Raw genomic sequence first — 19408 nt, forward strand, 5'->3', positions numbered from 1 at the left:
ATGAATAAAGAATTTACTTATTTACATGAAATTAGTTATTGATTATTAAATAAAAGTGATTTTACTCATAGTGAATATAATTTAAGTGGAAGTAGATATTCTAGTAAAACATATAGTATTGCAGAAGAATTAGCAATATTAATTGCTATTTCAATTAAAGTGAATAAATCAATTGCTATATATTGTTTTAGAAAATTAAATAAAGATATTAATGATTTAGTTAAAGAAATATATAATGCTTTAATAACAATTAATTTTAATGATTATAAAGATTTTACTTTAAAATATCCAAATAAACAAGCAGATTTTAGATTTAAAGGCACTAAATCATTTATTAGAGTAATGGGTGTATATAGTAATTCAAATGATAGAATACCTTTAAAAGGTCTTTCTCGTAGTGAAATAAAAGGATTTAATTTAGCAATTGAATGATGTGAAGAAGCAAATGAATTTAGTCAACAAGAATTTCAAGCAATAACATTTGCATTAGGTAATGCTAAAAAAAGAATTAAAATAAAAAGTTGTAATCCAGATAATATTTATCAATATTATATTAATTATATGAATAATATTATTCCATTTAATTTAGAAATTATGAAATCTAAAAATGAACAAATTAAATCAGTATTTGATAATAATATCTTTAAATTATTTCATTATTCAAATTGAAAAGTAAATGCTCATAATCTTACATTAGATATGATTAATGATTTAGAAGAATTAAAAGTATTAGACCCTATAAAAGCACAAAGTTGATATTATGGTGTACCAAGTATTCTTACTGGTGCTATATTTGCAAGATATCTTGATAAAGTTGGTACTAAATTAGATTTTCAAGTACAAAGATTAACTGGTGGATTAGATATTGGTATGGCAACAAGTAGTAGTGGTCATCCAACTGCTGCTTCATTATGATTTATTGGTGAAAATGAAAATGGTAGAAGAGCGCATAAAGAAAGTGAATTTTATCATAGTAATGCTATTATGCAATATAAAGATACTGATACTTTAGCAAATGATATTATTAATTATTATATTAATGAAAGTAAACGTTATATAGCAATGTTATTTGGCTTTACTTGTTATGTTGATTATGGTAATGGTGGATTAGTATTTATTGATGTTTTAAAAAGTTGAGTTAAAAAACGTAATATAACATGATTAAAATTTATAGCAGTAGATAAATCAACTTTATATTTAAATGATAGAATTGATTTTACAACAATTTGTATGCTTAAAAATATTATTAGTTTTAATTGAGAAAGATGTATTGAAACTAAAAGACAATATAGTTTAATGCAATGATTAGATAAAAAGAAATTAGATACTAATAATAATACTCTTAAAATGTTAGATTTACATGATGATACTTGAGATAGTGATATGTATGCTTTAATGCATGAAATGAAATGATTAATTAATGGGATTAATAATAAATTATTAATTAATAAAAATAATTTTAATGGTGATGAATTATGATAAATACAATGGAATATTTAAGTTGTGATAAAAGTAATTGATATATTGATATACCTATGATTATTGCTCAAAAATCAACTAAATTATGATTAGGTAAAGGATTTTTATTTAATTCAAGTAAAAAAGAAATATTAGATTATTTAAATGAAATGAATTTAAAAGATAAATGATTAGAAAAATTTTATAAATTTGGTTTACAAAATAGTTTAATGGGTAAAGTATTTATAATGATTATAGTTAATGAAGATAATAGTAAATCACTTAAAATATTACCTAATAGTTTTTGTGGTAGAGTTGCTAAATATAATGAACAAGAACAAGCAGCAGAATTTTATTTTATTAATGAACAAGCAGATAGTGCAACTTTAACATGAGTAACAATACAAAATGGAAAAGTTAAATATGAAACATATAAAGATAATAATAAAGATATTATTTTAGGTTCTACCAGAACAAAGTTAAAACCTAATATTATTCCATTAAAAACTTATGAAATTAAAAATCCATTTAATTATATACCAATTTTTGAAATTACTAATTTACCAATAATAAATTTATATGGTAATGCAACTACTTTAAATGCTTATCCAGATTGTACACCAGTATGAGATTTAATTTGAGATTTAAATCGTGTAATTAGACAAAAAAGATTAGAACGTGAATTAAATGTTACTACTTTATTTGCTGCATTAGATAATGAAACAGTTAAAGAAATGCAAGAAAATGGTAATATTGCAGAAAATCCTAAAAAAGATATGTTTGTTAATGTTGGTAGTGCTGGTTATGATAAAAATGGTAATGGTGGTATGCAAATTATTCAAGGTGACCCAAAATTTAATGAATATTGATTAGATTATAATGGTACTGCTAAAGCAATATTTAATGGTGCTGGTTATGATTATGATGAACATGGTAATGATGTTTATACTAATAAAACACAAAGTATGTTTAATAATAAATTTGATATGGAAACAACAGAAATAAAAATAGCATTTTATAGTGCTTATTTTTATCGTATTTTTGATTTATTACTTATTAGTGAAAATAAATGAAATGGAATTGGTGAAAGACCTTATAGTTTTAAATTTATTCCAATTGCTATGACAGACCAAATAATACAAGACCAAATTATTAATTCAAGATTAAATAATGGCACAATGACAATAATTGAAGCAATTGGTGAATATGATAATATTGATCAACTTATGGCTAAAAATAAATTAGAAAATATTATTAAAGAAAATCAAAAATTAAATAAAGATTTAGGAGGTAATAATAATGAGCAGACATCAACAAATACAACTAATGAAACACGCTCACATGAGATTAAAGATGCAACAAATATTAATTAAAAGACAAAGTCATTGAAAAATATTTCCATTTATTATAAATAATGGTGCAATACCTTTAACTGAAACTGGATATAAACCAATTAATAGTAAAATTAGTGATTTTGGTCAATATGAATTAATATTAACTGGTAATACTCCAGTTGTATGTATTTGAAAAAATAGTACAAAAATATATCAAAAAAATAAAGGTATTATTAATCCAAATACTCATAAAGTTTCTTCACAAGATGAATTTTATACAAAACAATATAAAATTGGTGATTATTGAAATGCTTATTTAATTGATGATACAAGTGGTGTTGATTTTAGTAATTTACCAAATAATCAAATATTTAAAACAGTACAAACTAAAAGACAATATACATTAGTTATGTTTGAAGAACATATTACAATTGATGATTATTTACAATTTTTTGTTGTATTTAATGATGAAAATGAAAATATAGGTGGTAATAGTACTAAAAATCAAGATAGACAATTATTATATATTTCAAATGTAACAAATTATTATAGTCCATATAATGGTACATTTAGTATGCAAGTATTAACTTTTAGTAGTTTAAATGATAGAGTAATAAGTAGTGGTCAAAATACACTTGATTTTGTACAATATGCTTCACCAGGTAGTGGTTATGCTTTCCCTACTATTCAACAAGGAAAAGTAACATTAAATCGTACTTTAATGTGTGATATTGGTGTACGTTATAGTCATAGACAAAGTTATGGATTAGAATTATTAACAAGTTGTTATTATTATGGAAGACCTATTATTCAAGGACAAGAACCAATACAACAAAATAATGATGAAATATTTGAAAGTAAAGTATTTGCTTCAAGAAGATTATTTATTGCTGGTAATAATGACCATTCTACAACTGATATTAAAAATAATGGTGGTTTACTTGCTGGAATAAATGATAAAATAACTACAAGTAGTCATCCAGAAACTACATTTTATAATATTATGGATGCAAAACCTACTGGATTTACTAATTTTAAAAATTTTACAGAATGATTAAAAACTTCATTAAATTTTCAAGATAATTTATTTGTAACAAAAGATTTTAAAGGTATGCTTTCTTTTGATAAAGATAAAGCAATAAAAAGTAATGGTACAGCAATAGGAGAAGCAAAATTCTTTTGAGATAGTGAATGAAATATAAATAATATCTCTGGTAATTATAATGTTGATATGTCAAGTAATTTTAAATATAAAGACCCAGATACTCATTTAATTATAGGAAGTCCAACTGTTGATTATAGTAAAATCAGTCAAAAATATATGTCAGCAATATTAAATTTTAATAGTGTAGTATTTAGTCCATTAATACAAATGCCTTATGATAGTAATCAATGATTACCTTTTGCTTTAAGTGATATTCCTTTAATTGGTAAATTATTAAATGCTTTAACATTAGGTATATGAAGTAGTTGAGTTATTACTCAAAATTCTCAACAATATAAAAAAATGTTATATTTTAATGGTTTTATGTCTGCTTTTTTTGCTTCTAATTTAGAAAGTATTATTGGTAATGGTGGATTAATTCCTTTAAATGCTTTTACAAATGATAATGATTTTACTATTGGTAAATTATTAGGTGCTAATGTTTCAACAACTGCTATGACTATGAAATTAAGTGATAGAGTATCAGTATATCCATGAGACCCTACTACTGGGAAGAAATTAACTACAAAAGAGCAAATAAGTACTGTTGATTTATCACAAAAGAAAAATAATAAAGTTTATATTTTAGCAGAAGATACTGAATTTTTAGATATAGCAAGTCCTTTTACAAATGAAGATAAAGATTGTCAATGAAATCCAACAAGTAATGGAGTTATTGATGGTTCAAATTATGCTTATATTATTGATACAATAGTAACTCAAAGTTTACATCAAGGTGAAGAAAGACATACATTTTATAGTGATAATCCTTTTACTTATCAAGGTGATTATAATGAAATATCAGTTGCTCAATTTCGTTATAATAATATGGGATTATTTACTAGTAACATGTTTAACTGATTAACTTTGTATAAATTAAATCATGATGAATATAGTGAAAGTGAAGAAACTACTTTTAGTTATCCAGCAAAAATATTACCACCAAGTCCACAAAATATAGCAAAATCAATAATTATTATTCCAGATAATCCTACATATAGTGCTGATTTACCAATAAAAAATTTATTTGTTGTAAATGAAAATAATCAATTAATTTATAATGAAGACAAATGAATTAATAATGTTGGTTTAAAAATTAAACCATTAGAAATTAATTTAGATATAAAATCTAAGTTAGACCCTACATTATTAATTAATAGCTTTGAAGATTTACAAAGATATTATAAGTCAATAGATTTATATATTTCATGAGATTATAAAACTAACGAATATAAAGGTGGAAAAGCAGATTTTTTAAATACAAAAGAAGATTTTATTTTAAAAAATCATACACAAATGTATCCTTTTGATTTAAAAGATTTAAGATATTATAAAGATAATAAATATTTAGAAATTAAAAGTAATAATGTAATACACCCATATCAAGCCGGTAATTTTATGGAATATTATGCATTGGCTGCAATTAATAAAAAAGTTAATAATATTAATCAATTATATAATTTATTTGATAATACCGCTATTACATCTGTAACAGCAAGCAATGAACCAAATCCAACTATTCATAAATATAGTATTAGTGATATTACTACAACATATTTAGGTTTTCAAAATTTAGATAATAGCAGATTAAATTTTAAAATACAAATATTTCCAATTTATTTATATGCTACTTTTCATGAATATTTTAATGAACCATTATCTCCAGAATACAAAGAACAATGAATAATAAGACAAGTAGAAAATTATACATTAACAATTTCAAAAATTGTATTAAATTCAAGATAAAAATATATTATTTTATGATATAATCCCCTAATAAGGAGTTGTTAACTATTATGAAAAATATTTTTTGTTATCTTAAAAGAAAAAAAAACAATATAATTTATTATGAAATTGATAATCATAGTAAGATTAAATTTAATAAAAAAAAGAAAAAATGAATAACAATTATTTGAAAAAATGGAATAATACATAGAAAATGTAATATTCTCTTAAAAGAGATAGATTTTAATTTAATAAATAAACCAGATGAAAAATTAGGTTATTTTTTTCTTAAAAGTAAAAAAGTTAAACAACATTGAACAAGAATAAAATTACAAAATGATAAGTTATTATTTGAAGTAGACCCTAAATTTGATATAACTCCTTTATTTCCGTGATTAACTAAAAAATTTAGTTTAAATTATAATAATTTTTTTAGTGCAATAAGTAAAATAAAAGACATAAGTAACAAAAATAATATTTCCCCATAATCTTAAATATTAATGTATTTTTTTATTAAATAGGATATAATAAATTAACTTACATTAGTGTAAGTATATAAAATAATAATTTCCCAAACATATGTATTATTTACTCTTCATTATTAGGTTGGCACCTAATAAAAAAGTTACCTTAATTGGTAACTTTTTATATTTTTAAATTTTAATTATAAACTTGTTATATTATTTGTAACAAAATTTGTTTTATTATCAATAGCTAAATGTTGTTCATGATTAATAGATTTTTTAAATTATACACCAGCAATAGCACAAACACCAGAAGTAACAGTTGCAAAAGCACCAGCTATTGGTCCAATTACAGGCACTAAGGAACTAGCACCTCCTACAACTGCTACTGTATTAGCACAATTTGAATTTGATCGATTTTCAAGATTTTGTACTCTTCTATCTAAATCATTAACTTTATTTTTTAAAATATCAAATTCTACTTTTAATCCTTGTACATTTTTGTTTAACTCATCTATTTTTCATTCATGTTCAATTAAAGTTGATATATAACTTCAATCTCTTATATAACCTTTAATTATTTCTTTTTCATTTCTTTTTCAATTATATAATGCTTGAGGAGTAAATGTTTTAGCATTTTCTATTGCTTGAGGCAAAGTAGAATTTCATTCATTTATATGATTTATTCATTGTTTAAATTTATCGTTATTTGCTATGCTGTTATTTAATTCATTAAGTTTAGTTTGGGTTATGTAAGTAAAAGTTGGTCTTAAATTTCCAAAAGAATATTGACTATCTATATTCACAGATATTTTTGCTGAAAAAATATTATTAAAATGTGAATAATCAGTTTTATTTAATATTGAAACTTCGTTAACATTAAAATTAGGATATTTTTGCTTTATTGCCTGTTTAAAATCATTGTCATCATCATTAATAATGATGCCTAAATTAAATTTTTCATATGAATTTCAAATAGGAAAATCTCTTTGTAAATTATCAAGATATTTATTTGAATAATAGCTGCTATCATCTATTCTAATACCTACATCATGGTTTCAAATTTCTCATCCAGTATGTTTCATTAAGACAACAATTCTTATGCGTTCTCTTCTAGAACTATCTATAAATTTATTAGCAATAGTCCAAAAATTATCATATATACATTTACCTAAATTTTTTATATTCCCACTATCTATTCTATTATCCATTCAAACACCATTAAAACATTTATTTGTAAACTTTTCTTTAAAATCTTCTCTACTATTTTTTATTTTTATTTTAACTACTTCTTCTCATCAATCAGGTTTAAATGAACAATATAATTTTCCTGTTCATCCTCCTCCCTCTATTTCATTTCCACCATTTATACCTCTTTTATGTTTATTTCTGCTTTTTTCATGGCGATGTTTATATGGACTAATTGTGTTTAAATTATTATTTTGTTGGATATCTGAGTAATTTTGATAATTAATAAAATTTGTTTGATTGTTATTTGATAAATTTAATTGTTTACTCATTAAATCTAAATTTGTAGTATTGTTGCTAGCTCAATCTTTAATCTTTTGATTATTATCAATTGACATAGCATATATACCTTCACTTTTAGAATTAAATAATGGTGCAGATAATACTCATAATTTAAATCAATAGCTTGGATTAAAATATTTCATAATTTTATACCTCTTTATTTTAAAAATAAAAACCCATTTACTTTAAATAAAGCAATGAGTTAAAAACTTATATTAAGTTTGGTTAAATTATACATCATTATTTTTTTTATACTTGTTTAAACTTTTTTATAATATTCTTTTATTTCTTTAACTTTACTTTTAAATTGTTTTTTATGAAAATAACACATATTAAAAAATTGTTCTGCACTACTTTCTATATCTAAAGTTTTTAAAGTAACTAATATTTTACTATTACATTCTTTAACAATACATTTAAGTAATACTTTTTCTTGTTTTTGTTTTTGCATTATTTATTCTCTTTTCTTTTATTTCTTTCAATTTTTAATTTATGTTTATGTAATTTTTTCTTACCCATTTTCTTTCATTTAATTTTCACTATTATTCTCCCTCAATTATCACATAATGATTGTGTATGTAATTCTTTTATTTTTGCTTTACTCATTATTTATTTTCTTTATTTAAATAATATCAGCCAATTAATAAACTATCTGCTTCATCATGATTATTAACTTTTATATTTCAATTATTATCTTTAATTAATCTATTTCCTATTATTAATGAATTATTTTTATCTCAATAATTTTCTTTTTTATTACTAACACCATTTGCAAATGCCATACCATAAGCATATTTATCATATTTTAAATATCAATTTTGTCATTCACTAGGACTTATTAACATATTTTTTGTTAATAATTTATTAAATTGACCAGCAATAAATCCCCTAAGATGTTCTTGTGTTTCATATCCAATACCATTTTTTGAATTAAAAGTTCCACGTTCTATAATTAAATTTGTTTCTCAAAAATGGTCTCTATATATTGCATGTTTAAATTCTTTTCATTCATCATTATTAAATTTTTTAAAACTATAACTTGTTACTAAAATTGGTTTTTTATTTTCTCATAAAGTTATTCCAGTATTTGTTATTGAGGGATCAATTGAAAGTAAATAATTAGTCATTATTAATGCTTCTTTCCATGATATTTTATTTTAGTTCGTAAAATTCTTTTATTAATTTTTTCAATTATTTTTATTTGTAGAAGATATGATTTGTGACAAGTTTTTCTAATATAACAACAATAACAATGATATGATTTAATATTAATCATTAATAATACCTTCTTTCATTAATTAATTATAAAATTTCTTAATTCAACTGGTATAGAGTTAATAAAATCCTTATAATCTTCAATTGCTTTTGTTAAAATATCAACTTTTGAAAACTTAAATGTATCATTAACATATAAGTCTAAGTCTCTATCAATATTAATTCCGTATTTCTTATATTTTTCATTAAATTCATGTTTAGTCATTTTTATTCTCCTTATTTTTAGTTAAATTATTAACTATTTTTTCTAAACATTTCATACATCAATTTTCAGTTAATCAAATTCTCTTATGACAATATTTACATTTATTCATAATTTTTATATTCACTTTTATTATTTTTTAAATTTTTAAATCTTTCTCTAATTTCTTTTAATTTATCAAATAAAGTTTTTAAATAATTTTCACCCATTAATATTAAAAAATCTTTAGTATTATTTGGATTTAATTTTTCCATATCTTCTCTTATATATTCATCAAATAAAACTGTATTTGTAATCATGTATTTATCAAAATAATCTAATTGTCTTTCACTTGGTTCTCATTTTTCATTTTGTATTTTTACATTATTATTTTGATATTTATTATTATTTTGTATTAAATTAATATCATCATTATCTGGATCTAATTCATCTTCACTTAATAATAATAAATTCATTAAAAAATATCTATAAGCATAAGTTTCTGCACTACCTTTTGCTTTTGCTATATCTGTATTTTTAGCACATGCTAATATATCAAAATATTTACTTTCTTTATCATTATCTAAATCTATAATTGTATATCTTTTAAAATAAGATATTTCTACTTCATTTTTATCTAAATAATTTATTTTTTTATCCATAGTTAATATATCTTCATGTATAATAACAATATTAAATTCTTTACATAATCCTTTAACTTTATTAAAAATATCACTTAATAATCAATATTTATAATTACCAAATTTATTAAAACCATTTTTTGGTGTACTTCCAATTTCTAATTGTAATTTAAGTATTTTTTTATATAAATTCATTATTTATCACTCTTTCTAGTTATTTCATTTTTAATTAAATTTCTTACAAAATTATTAATAGTAACTTCTTCTTTTACACAAAGTTTTTTTAATTCATAATGCTCAATTTTAGTCAGTCTAATAATAAATTGTTTAGTAATTAAATCTTCTATTTTTTTCTTATGTGCTGGCATTATTTATTCACTACTTTCTTTTTTAAATGCATTTTTAATACTGTCTCCATATACACCATTTTCAATATCTTTAAAAAACATTTGTAAATCATTTGCTCATTTTGGCATATTTTGTTTTTTCATTAATCTATAAACTCTCCATCTTCTATTTCTTTTTTTAATCATCTAATATTAATTAATTCATATCCATTTTTTTCACTTTCTTCTAAAAAATTAATAAATTTTTCTCTTGAAATAAAATTATAATCATCCATATTATTTATGCTCCTTTAAAATTTTCTAATTCTAATAAATTAATAAAATAGTTATATAATCTATCATAATTATCACTTGTTAAATACATATCATTTTCAATTAATTCATTAATATCTTGATTACAATAATAACTATTATCTATTTCACTAATTCATATATATATTTCATTATGTATATTACATTTCATTATTTTTTACCTATTAATATTCAAAAACATTTATTACAAGTTCTATTTGTAAATGATGAATTTTTATGACAAATATCACATGAACCAAATATTTTTATTTCATTTTTTAAATATATTTTTTTTAAATTAAACATAATTATTTATTCCTTTCTTTTTTTAATTTCTTGTAAATGCATATATTAATCCTATTGTTATTACTATTATTAGTATTATTGCTATTATATTTATTATTATTAATGTAGTTTTCTTTTCATATATTTTTTTAATTATTTTTTTCATTTTTATTTTTCCTTTTTAATAATTTAAGTAAAATATTTTATTATTATGAGTTTCTAAATCTTTTATTGGTGTAACAATATAATTTATTGCTAAATCATTATGATTATATGGATTATTTATTTTAAAACTTTTTCTATTTTCTTCTCATGTAATGTTATATTTAAAACATTTTTGATTTTTATCATTTATAAAAATATAATAACCATTATATTGCTCATAAAATTCACAAGATATTAATTCATTTTCATTTGTAATAATATCTGGAATATTTTTAATATATTTTAAAATATCACTACCTTTAATACTTTGAATATTATTTTTAATAGATTTTTTACCTAATTTATAATTAAAATCTTCAATTATTTTTAATGCTATTTTTTTATTTTTTTCATCAATAGTAGTATATTGTTTAGGAAATCATGTTTCATATTCACCAATTTCTAATAATATTCCACCATTATTTGTTTCTACTATTTTACTTTTTAAATCTAAACTAATATTTGGCATATAATATTCCTTTCTATTACGTATTTTTTACGTATAAGCCTTATCACCACAGTGATAAAAGGCTTATATATATTTTTATTAATTCGTATATGTAATATATTGTGCTTTCACTCTGGATAAGTGAAGCACATATACGTAAATAAAAATATATATTTAATAATTAATTTATTTTATGTTAATATATAATTGGTAAGGTGTGTATATAATATATAACCCCCTTTATATGTAATAATTTATTAATAATTAAAGAACAGGGTTTATGATTATTGCATTTCTATATAAACTTAATTTCAATTTCATACAATAACAATTCAATAAAAATTAATAAATTACTCTTTTATTCTGATATAGAAGTATTTACATAAAGTACTCACAATTAGACTTCTACGACAGTGTATTAAGTTTTAATTTTTAACAAAATATAGATTTCTTTCTTTAACAAAAAAAGAACGATTTTAGTTATATCGTTCTTGTTATTTTTAAATCTATCTATTAAGTTAATGCGCTCAAATATAATAAACTTCTTGCAAAATAATTTAAATATAATATAATTTTACATAACGATATAATTAAGTATCGTTATAATTTTAATGATGATATATTTTTTATATCTTTATTAAAATTATAAATTAATTTTAAGAGTTTAAAAATATGAAACAATTTTTAATTTTATTAAGTAGTATTACAACTTTAACAATTTCAAGCATTACATTTGCTAATTTTAATCAAAATACTACTGTTACTAACAATTTACAAACAAATAATAATAACAATCAAACTGCATTATTTAATAATAAATATCGTTATTTAAGTGATAGTGATATAATAACTAATCAGTCAATAATAGATAATAAATATTATAGTTATGATACATCTGCATTAAAAAATTATAGTTTTGCCAATGCTCGAAACATTTTTTTAGTAAATAATACCGGTAGTTTAGTTTATAATCCAGCAATTACTATTCCTGATAAGGATAAAGTAGATATTGGAAATACAATGCAAGAAATGATTAGCAACAAAAAAGTAACTACTATTAAAAATGAGTATAATCTATATAGTAAAAGTGAATATTCTAACTTATATTTTAGTGGTGATAATCATAATTGACAGTATATCCAACAAGGTGGAGTTGAAACACATATTGATATTTCACAACAAGCAGGTGCTAATAAAGTGGAATATAGCAATAGTTTAAGTGAGTCACTAGGTTTATATTATATTGCTAAAGCTGAAATAAATAATAAAATTGATAAATCCATTGCAGAACAATTAAGCAAATATTTTATTAATCAATCTAGCTTAAAAGGACAAATTAGTGATAAATTAACTACTACCATTGTTAACTTAATTATTAATAATCAAGAAATTTATAATTTTTTATATAATTCACCAATGCAACTAACTGCGAAAAATTATTCATTAAATTGGATTTTTGATGAAAATAATAATCTAATTGATATTTATTACAATACATGAAATAAAAATAATATAGAAAATAACTTAGATTATTATTGAAGTGACTCATATTCATGAAGTAATGATAATTCCGGAACATATAAACTATTGAAATGAACCGAATATTCTAAAAATTGAGATGAGTTTTTAAAAATTTATCCAACTTTTAAATTTAATCAATCATCTTTATCTTTATCAGGTGGGTCACAAACTCATAGTGAAGATGTATCAGAATCATTTTCTAATAATAGTAATACAAACAAAATTTTAAATAATCAGGGTTCTGGAAATACTAATTCACTTTATCATTTAAATATTTATATGGGTCATGATAGCAGTCAATATCCTGTTGATGGTTATGCAAATCTAGATTTAAATATTTGACATGATAATGAAAATATTTATTTTAAATGATTTTTTACTCGTTCTGGTGATGGAACTGCTGATATTTCAATTAAATTAGTTAATATTAATTTTATTAATATTATGAATTAAATATTTCTATAAACTAAATATAGTTTTTAATCTATTGTTTTATTTTCATTAATGGTGTTGAAATATGGCATTAATATTTTAAAACTGCTCAAATTGAGCAGTTTTTTTTCAATTTTTAAGTATATACTTTAGTTGCTAGTTATTAAAATTAAACATAAATTCAAGTTTTTCTGGTGATATAACAACAAATCAAATTGGTTTACAAAATCAACGTTCTACAAGTACAGGAATATATCATTCAATTTAAGAAGTTGCTTTGCAATATTAACTTTTAATCACTCTTTTGAAAACAATTACAAGTTTTTCTTTAAAATTCAAAATAATAATTAAAAATAAAAATGAAATAAATTCAAAATCATCATATAGTAAACTTGTAGCAAGTATTAGTATTAATAATCATCAAATTTTATAAATATTTTCATTATTTTTATTTGATAAATTTTTACAGTAGTAATTTTATACTTTTAATTTTATTTGTTCTTTATTAAGTTAATGATTTATTTCTTTAATCATTTTATAGATTACCATCTAATTTTTTTCTTTTATATAAAATTAAAGTTTATTTTTTATTTAATATAACCGGAATAATTAAGGGATTTCTTCTTTTCTTTTTGAATATATAAGGTGCTAAGGTTGATTTAATAGTATTTTTTATTGTAGCAAAAGTAGGTCTTTCGCTTTTTAATACTTCGTTAATAGCTTTTGTTAATAATGATATTGCTTCTGATACCAAAGGTGCTGCATCACGAACATAGAAAGAACCACGAGAAATAAATGTTGGTGGTGCTAGTAATTTATTATTTTGTGAATCAATTGAAACAACAATTGCAATTAAACCATCTTTGGAAAGAATTTGTCGATCACGGATGACAGCTGCTGTTGTTACTCCAGACATATCTTTGCCACCATCAACATAGATAGGATCAGCAGCAATTCGTTTATCACTTAAAGAACATTTACCACTATCGATAATAATTGGATCACCATTAGCGCAAATAAATACTTTTTCTTCAGGTATTCCAATTGAAACTGCTGTTTCTTTATGAACTTTTAACATTCGATAGTCACCATGCATTGGCATAAAATATGATGGTTTTATTAAGTTTAACATTAATTTCTGTTCTTCTTGTGAAGCGTGACCAGAAGTATGTAGTCAGTTTAGTGGTGAATTTTCTTCAACAATAGCATTAAGTCGTGTTAGTTTATTAACTACTCTTTCCACATCAGCACGATTACCAGGAATTGCTGATGAAGAAAATATTACTGTATCACCAGCAATAATTTTTATTTGACGATGCTCACGATTAGCAATTCTTGATAATGCTGCCATTGGTTCACCTTGTGAACCGGTACAAATAATAACAATTTTATCATTATCATATTTTTTAGCTTCTTCTACTTTAATGAATGAACTATCACGAACTTTTAAATGCCCCATTTGTCGAATCACATTAACAATTCGTTCTAAGCTTCGTCCCACGACAATAACTTTTCGATTATGTTTTGTTGCAACTTCGATAATTTGTTGTAAACGGTGAACATTAGATGCGAAAGTAGAAATTAAAATTCTACCTTTAGCTTTAGCGAATATTTCGCTAATTCTTTTAACAACAATCATTTCTGTCATGGTATAACCTGGTACTTCGGCATTAGTTGAATCTGCTAAAAATAATGTCACTCCTTTTTGACCAATTTGTGCCATTTTATCAATATCTGCTTTGTGACCTAAAGGTGTTCAATCAAATTTATAATCACCTGTTGTAACAACAGTGCCATTTGAGTTTTCTATACAAATTCCATAGGCATCAGGAATTGAGTGATTAACAGCAAAAAAACTAATAATAAATTTGTTAGTTTTAATTTTACTATTGCCATCAACAACATTTATTTTTATTTTTGATTTTATTCCCTTGTCTTTGATTTTATGACGAATTAAAGCTGCTGCTAAATTGGGAGCATAAATGACTGGAATATCACTAATTTCTTTTAATAAATAAGGGATACCACCAATGTGATCCTCATGACCATGAGTAATAAATATACCTTTAATTTTATGTTTATTTTCTTTTAAATAACTATAATCTGGAATTACTGCTTCAATACCAGGCATGGAAGCATCAGCAAATTTGACTCCTGCATCAATAATAATAATTTCATTATCTTGTTCAATTACATAAGTATTTTTGCCAACTTCTTCTAGACCGCCAAGAGCAAAAACTTTAGTAACGATTTTTTTAATCGGTACATTATTTTTTGTTGGTGTATCAATCATATTTTCTCTCCTTTTTTCATTTTAAAATATTAAAAATAAATAATATTAAAACATAACATAAAAAATGTAATATATTTTTACTTATTTTATTAAATTATAATTAACCATAATAAAGTAACTTAAAAACCTAAGTTTATTATTCTATCTTATATCATAATCCATTTTTCATCATTAAGTCAAGGATTATCTTTATTAATATGATGATAAAATAATTTGCCTTCTAAATGATCTTGCTCATGTTGAAAAACAATTGCTTCGTAGCCTCTAACGGTTAAATTTTCTTTTTTCTTTTTTAAATAATCATAACCTGTAACGTTGATTTTATAACTGCGTGGTACTAAACCTTCATGAGGGTGATTAGTGACACTTAAACAACCTTCACCTTTTTTTAAATAAGCTATTTGTTTACTTCTACCAATAATTTTGGGATTTATTAATGCATGTTCATAGTAAGTAATGGTTTCATCTTTATTAGGTATTGGTAATAAAATATAATACATTTTTATATTTTCTCCAATTTGGGGGGCAGCAATACCAATAGCTTCTGTTAAAATATTGTTAGCATTAAAAACTTTATTTTGTGATGCTTTTACTCAATCAATCATTCGTTTCATAATTTTTTCATCTTTTGGTGTTAATGGTAAAATGACATCGGCACATGGTTCTAGTAAACTTGGTTCTGTATCTTCAGTAATTCAATTTGCTGCAGGTATTTCATTTTGTAATTTTTTTAACATTCCAGGCCCTTTCATAAAGTTTGTGTAAATTTAAATTACACAAATTTGCTTTTATTAAATTTAATGATAAAGTTATTATAAACTAAATTTTGGAGAAAACATGAAAATTATTGCTGGAAAATTAAAAGGAAAAAAAATAATGACCTTGGAAGGTTTATCAACAAGACCGACATTAAATCGTATTAAAGAAAATATTTTTAATATAATGACAAATTATTGTTGTTTTGAAGACAAGATTGTTGTTGATTTATTTGCCGGTAGTGGTAACTTAATTTTCGAAAGTTTATCACGAGGAGCAAAGTTTGCTTTTGCAAATGATATTAACAAAGCTGCTTGTGATATTATTAGCCAAAATTGTTTTGCTTGTAATTTGCAAAAACAAGTTAAATTAAGTAATTTTGATTATCAAGTTTTTAGTAAAACATTAACAAAACCTTGTGATATTGTTTTTATTGATCCACCTTTTGCTAATATTATTTGTCAACAATGAATAATTGATTTTTTTTATAAAAATAATTTACTTAATAATAATGCTTTAATTATTTTGGAAACAAATGTTCCACTTGAAGATTTACAATTAAATTTTCATTTTAAAGTAGTATCTAATAAAAAATACGGTAAAATATATATTAAAATAATTCAATTTGATGAATAGTAGAAGGTAGAATTTAAATGGCACAAAAAAAAGGAAAATTAATTATTCTTTCTGGACCAAGTGGTGTTGGTAAAGGTGCAATTATTAGTAAATTATTTACTAATAAATCATTAAATTTAGCATATTCAGTTTCAATGACAACTAGAAAGCCACGTAATAAAGAACAAGAAGGTATTAATTATTTTTTTGTTGATGTTTCAACATTTTTAAAACATATTAAACTTAATGATTTTTTAGAATATACTAATTTTATTGGTAATTATTATGGTACTAGTAAGCGTTATGTTTTAAATTTACAAAATCAAGGTTATAATGTTATTTTAGAAATTGAGGTTGATGGTGCTAGTCAAGTTTTAAAAAACTATGAATATCGTGATGATATTATAAGTATTTTTATTATGCCTCCTTCATATCAAGAATTAGCGCAAAGAATTCGTATGCGTGCTAGTGAATCAGAAGAAATTATTGAAAAAAGATTAAATAAAGCAAAAGAAGAATTTAAAGTTCAGCATGAATATGACTATATTGTTATTAATGATGATTTAGATATTGCTGTTAAAGAAATAACCGATATTATTAAAAATAATATTAATTAGTTTTTTATTTCGATTTCAAAGTTAAAAAAATAATTAATTTATTAAGTATAAGTTTTTAATATTTTCATTTAATATAAAATAGTTGCTGAGTATCCTGCTGTTACTGCTTTGAAGTGAAATTCAAAAACTTTGAAAATATTATTTATAAAGTTATATAAAAGCAAAATACTATTTTTAAAAAAAATTAAAAGTAGTATTTTGTAATTTATGATTAGTTGTTATACTAATAATGTCATAAATTATTTTTTTACTTTATAATTAAATAATAAAAGGAAATAGAAAAATGGTGGTGTTTTAATATGAGTGAATTACTTTTAAGGAATATTTCAACTATAATTCAAGCAGATAGCGGAACAATAGTTGCTGAAGTAGCAATTTTATTTGGAATAACCATCTCTTTATTAATGACAATCCTTATTTTAGTAGTAATGAATACTTTTATTCGTGGTAAAAAAGTTTGATGAACAACAAGGAATAAATCTCATATGAAATTATTAGCAACTTCAGAAAAGAGAATGTTAGCAAGTGTTTTAGCAGAAGCAGTAATTAAATTAGCAGAAGAAAAAATTGGAGCACTAGTTACTATTGAAAGAAATGTTTCACTAAATGAATATACTGACTTAGGAGTAAAAATAGATGGTGAAGTAACGTCACAATTATTACAATCTATCTTTATTAAAGGGTCACCATTGCATGATGGTGCTGTTATTATTCGTTTAGGACGTATTGAATGTGCTTCTACTTATTTTCCATTAACTAATAAAAAAATATCTAGTCAATTTGGTTCGCGTCATCGTGCTGCAATTGGTATATCAGAACAAACTGATGCTGTATCAGTTGTTATTAGTGAAACTAATGGTTCAGTTTCAATAGCTCGTAGTGGTAAGTTTTTACAAGTTGAAAATTTAAATAATCTTGTTCGTACATTATATGATGAATTAGCTTCAACTAAAGAAATGGTGCAAGAAGTATAATAATGAAAAACTTATTATTAGTAGATATTGGTAATACATTAATTAAGATTGCTATGATTAACAATAGTGAAATTATTAAAGAATGACCAATAATTGAAACCAAAAGTAAAAATACAATTGAGCAGTTAAAAAGAGCATTTAAGTTAAATCAAAAATTATATTTTGAAGCAGCGATTATCAGTTGTGTTGTACCCAAGTTTTTAATAATAATAAAGCAGTTAATTATTACCACATATAAGTTAAAACCATTAATTATTGATTTTAATTTATTAACTTCTTTGCCGTTACAACTTAATTTAGAAAATCAGCAACTAGGTAGTGATTTAATAGCATTATCATATGCTGCTTATACTAAGTATCATAATGCAATAGTTGTTAGTTTAGGCACTGCTACCACTTATAGTATTATTATTAATAATGTTTTAGTTGGCATTATTATTGGACCAGGATTTGGAACGAGCAAGGATGCATTAATTGCCAATGCCGCCTTACTTTCAAATTTTGAAATTAAAAATTATCAATCAATGTTAGGGAAAAATACTAATCATGCGTTATCTATTGGTTATGGTTATGGATTCAGTGCCATGATTAATGGTATTGTTATGAAAATTCATAATGAAATAAATATTAATAATTTACCTGTTATTTTAACAGGTGGTAGTGTCCCAATTTTAAAATCTTATTTTGATTTTTCTTATATTTATGAACCACAAATGTTATTTTTAGGTTTAATTGCCATTGTAAATACTTTAGAAACTAATAAGAAAGCAACTTAAATTTTTTAGTATGTTTACAAACAGGAAAGGAAGATAA

The 19408-nt window shown here is 22.4% G+C and carries 24 protein-coding genes; 10 read left to right on the top strand and 14 right to left on the bottom strand.

The features are described from left to right. The 4 genes from ACQH25_RS01605 to ACQH25_RS01620 are packed head-to-tail and all read left to right on the top strand — an operon-like array spanning window position 1 to window position 6209. Complete coding sequence (locus ACQH25_RS01605) at window positions 1-1482, top strand: hypothetical protein (RefSeq protein ID WP_425381509.1); 1482 nt, start codon at window positions 1-3, stop codon at window positions 1480-1482. Then, a complete protein-coding gene (locus tag ACQH25_RS01610) occupies window positions 1476-2831 on the top strand; it encodes a hypothetical protein (RefSeq protein ID WP_425381510.1) in 1356 nt (451 codons plus the stop codon). The genes ACQH25_RS01605 and ACQH25_RS01610 overlap by 7 nt, the downstream gene beginning before the upstream one ends. Beyond that, complete coding sequence (locus ACQH25_RS01615; protein ID WP_425381511.1) at window positions 2758-5742, top strand: hypothetical protein; 2985 nt, start codon at window positions 2758-2760, stop codon at window positions 5740-5742. Before ACQH25_RS01610 ends, ACQH25_RS01615 begins: the two co-directional genes overlap by 74 nt. Before the next feature lie 50 nt (window positions 5743-5792). Further along, window positions 5793-6209, top strand: a complete 417-nt coding sequence (locus ACQH25_RS01620; protein ID WP_425381512.1) for a hypothetical protein — start codon at window positions 5793-5795, stop codon at window positions 6207-6209. Window positions 6210-6469: 260 nt separating this feature from the next. On the opposite strand, the gene ACQH25_RS01625 is transcribed toward ACQH25_RS01620, so the two are convergent. The 12 genes from ACQH25_RS01625 to ACQH25_RS01680 all read right to left on the bottom strand — a co-directional run bounded on the left by ACQH25_RS01625 (window position 6470) and on the right by ACQH25_RS01680 (window position 11408). Beyond that, a complete protein-coding gene (locus ACQH25_RS01625) occupies window positions 6470-7858 on the bottom strand; it encodes a hypothetical protein (RefSeq protein WP_425381513.1) in 1389 nt (462 codons plus the stop codon). Window positions 7859-7974: 116 nt separating this feature from the next. Then, window positions 7975-8166, bottom strand: a complete 192-nt coding sequence (locus ACQH25_RS01630; protein ID WP_425381514.1) for a hypothetical protein — start codon at window positions 8164-8166, stop codon at window positions 7975-7977. Further along, the gene (locus ACQH25_RS01635) at window positions 8166-8321 is read right to left on the bottom strand and encodes a hypothetical protein (protein WP_425381515.1); all 156 of its coding nucleotides are present in this window, start codon (window positions 8319-8321) and stop codon (window positions 8166-8168) included. Before ACQH25_RS01635 ends, ACQH25_RS01630 begins: the two co-directional genes overlap by 1 nt. Beyond that, window positions 8321-8842, bottom strand: a complete 522-nt coding sequence (locus ACQH25_RS01640) for a hypothetical protein (RefSeq protein WP_425381516.1) — start codon at window positions 8840-8842, stop codon at window positions 8321-8323. The genes ACQH25_RS01635 and ACQH25_RS01640 overlap by 1 nt, the downstream gene beginning before the upstream one ends. Window positions 8843-9009: 167 nt before the next feature. Next, complete coding sequence (locus ACQH25_RS01645; protein ID WP_425381517.1) at window positions 9010-9195, bottom strand: hypothetical protein; 186 nt, start codon at window positions 9193-9195, stop codon at window positions 9010-9012. Between the two features lie 101 nt (window positions 9196-9296). Further along, entirely contained in the window at window positions 9297-10007 is a 711-nt protein-coding gene (locus ACQH25_RS01650; protein WP_425381518.1) for an ERF family protein, read from the bottom strand. Then, a complete protein-coding gene (locus tag ACQH25_RS01655) occupies window positions 10007-10180 on the bottom strand; it encodes a hypothetical protein (protein WP_425381519.1) in 174 nt (57 codons plus the stop codon). The genes ACQH25_RS01650 and ACQH25_RS01655 overlap by 1 nt, the downstream gene beginning before the upstream one ends. A gap of 122 nt (window positions 10181-10302) precedes the next feature. After that, window positions 10303-10434 carry a hypothetical protein gene (locus ACQH25_RS01660; RefSeq protein ID WP_425381520.1) on the bottom strand — a complete coding sequence of 44 codons (132 nt, stop codon included), beginning with the start codon at window positions 10432-10434 and terminating at the stop codon, window positions 10303-10305. Window positions 10435-10439: 5 nt separating this feature from the next. Then, window positions 10440-10622, bottom strand: a complete 183-nt coding sequence (locus ACQH25_RS01665) for a hypothetical protein (protein WP_425381521.1) — start codon at window positions 10620-10622, stop codon at window positions 10440-10442. Beyond that, a complete protein-coding gene (locus ACQH25_RS01670) occupies window positions 10622-10756 on the bottom strand; it encodes a hypothetical protein (RefSeq protein ID WP_425381522.1) in 135 nt (44 codons plus the stop codon). The genes ACQH25_RS01665 and ACQH25_RS01670 overlap by 1 nt, the downstream gene beginning before the upstream one ends. A gap of 22 nt (window positions 10757-10778) precedes the next feature. After that, window positions 10779-10901 carry a hypothetical protein gene (locus ACQH25_RS01675; protein ID WP_425381523.1) on the bottom strand — a complete coding sequence of 41 codons (123 nt, stop codon included), beginning with the start codon at window positions 10899-10901 and terminating at the stop codon, window positions 10779-10781. Window positions 10902-10916: 15 nt separating this feature from the next. Then, the gene (locus ACQH25_RS01680) at window positions 10917-11408 is read right to left on the bottom strand and encodes a hypothetical protein (RefSeq protein ID WP_425381524.1); all 492 of its coding nucleotides are present in this window, start codon (window positions 11406-11408) and stop codon (window positions 10917-10919) included. A 651-nt stretch (window positions 11409-12059) separates the two neighbouring features. On the opposite strand from ACQH25_RS01680, the gene ACQH25_RS01685 reads away from it, so the two are divergent. Further along, window positions 12060-13361, top strand: a complete 1302-nt coding sequence (locus ACQH25_RS01685; RefSeq protein ID WP_425381525.1) for a hypothetical protein — start codon at window positions 12060-12062, stop codon at window positions 13359-13361. 283 nt (window positions 13362-13644) lie between these two features. Next, window positions 13645-13773: a hypothetical protein gene (locus ACQH25_RS01690; RefSeq protein WP_425381526.1), complete on the top strand. Its 129-nt coding sequence runs from the start codon at window positions 13645-13647 to the stop codon at window positions 13771-13773. Between the two features lie 147 nt (window positions 13774-13920). Here ACQH25_RS01690 and ACQH25_RS01695 read toward each other — a convergent pair whose 3' ends face one another. Both ACQH25_RS01695 and def read right to left on the bottom strand, forming a co-directional pair. After that, a complete protein-coding gene (locus ACQH25_RS01695; RefSeq protein ID WP_425381527.1) occupies window positions 13921-15633 on the bottom strand; it encodes a ribonuclease J in 1713 nt (570 codons plus the stop codon). 146 nt (window positions 15634-15779) lie between these two features. Beyond that, a complete protein-coding gene (gene def / locus ACQH25_RS01700; protein ID WP_425381528.1) occupies window positions 15780-16370 on the bottom strand; it encodes a peptide deformylase in 591 nt (196 codons plus the stop codon). A gap of 100 nt (window positions 16371-16470) precedes the next feature. Here def and ACQH25_RS01705 point away from each other — a divergent pair, with 100 nt between their 5' ends. From ACQH25_RS01705 to ACQH25_RS01720, 4 genes are all read left to right on the top strand, one after another. Then, entirely contained in the window at window positions 16471-17025 is a 555-nt protein-coding gene (locus tag ACQH25_RS01705) for an RsmD family RNA methyltransferase (protein ID WP_425381529.1), read from the top strand. A 17-nt stretch (window positions 17026-17042) separates the two neighbouring features. Next, window positions 17043-17621: a guanylate kinase gene (gene gmk, locus ACQH25_RS01710; RefSeq protein ID WP_425381530.1), complete on the top strand. Its 579-nt coding sequence runs from the start codon at window positions 17043-17045 to the stop codon at window positions 17619-17621. A 299-nt stretch (window positions 17622-17920) separates the two neighbouring features. After that, entirely contained in the window at window positions 17921-18595 is a 675-nt protein-coding gene (locus ACQH25_RS01715) for a diadenylate cyclase (protein WP_425381531.1), read from the top strand. 2 nt (window positions 18596-18597) lie between these two features. Then, the gene (locus tag ACQH25_RS01720; RefSeq protein ID WP_425381532.1) at window positions 18598-19371 is read left to right on the top strand and encodes a type III pantothenate kinase; all 774 of its coding nucleotides are present in this window, start codon (window positions 18598-18600) and stop codon (window positions 19369-19371) included. Window positions 19372-19408: the final 37 nt, after the last annotated feature.

Source organism: Spiroplasma endosymbiont of Polydrusus pterygomalis, assembly GCF_964030825.1.
Taxonomy (GTDB): Bacteria; Bacillota_I; Bacilli_A; order Mycoplasmatales; family VBWQ01; genus Spiroplasma_E.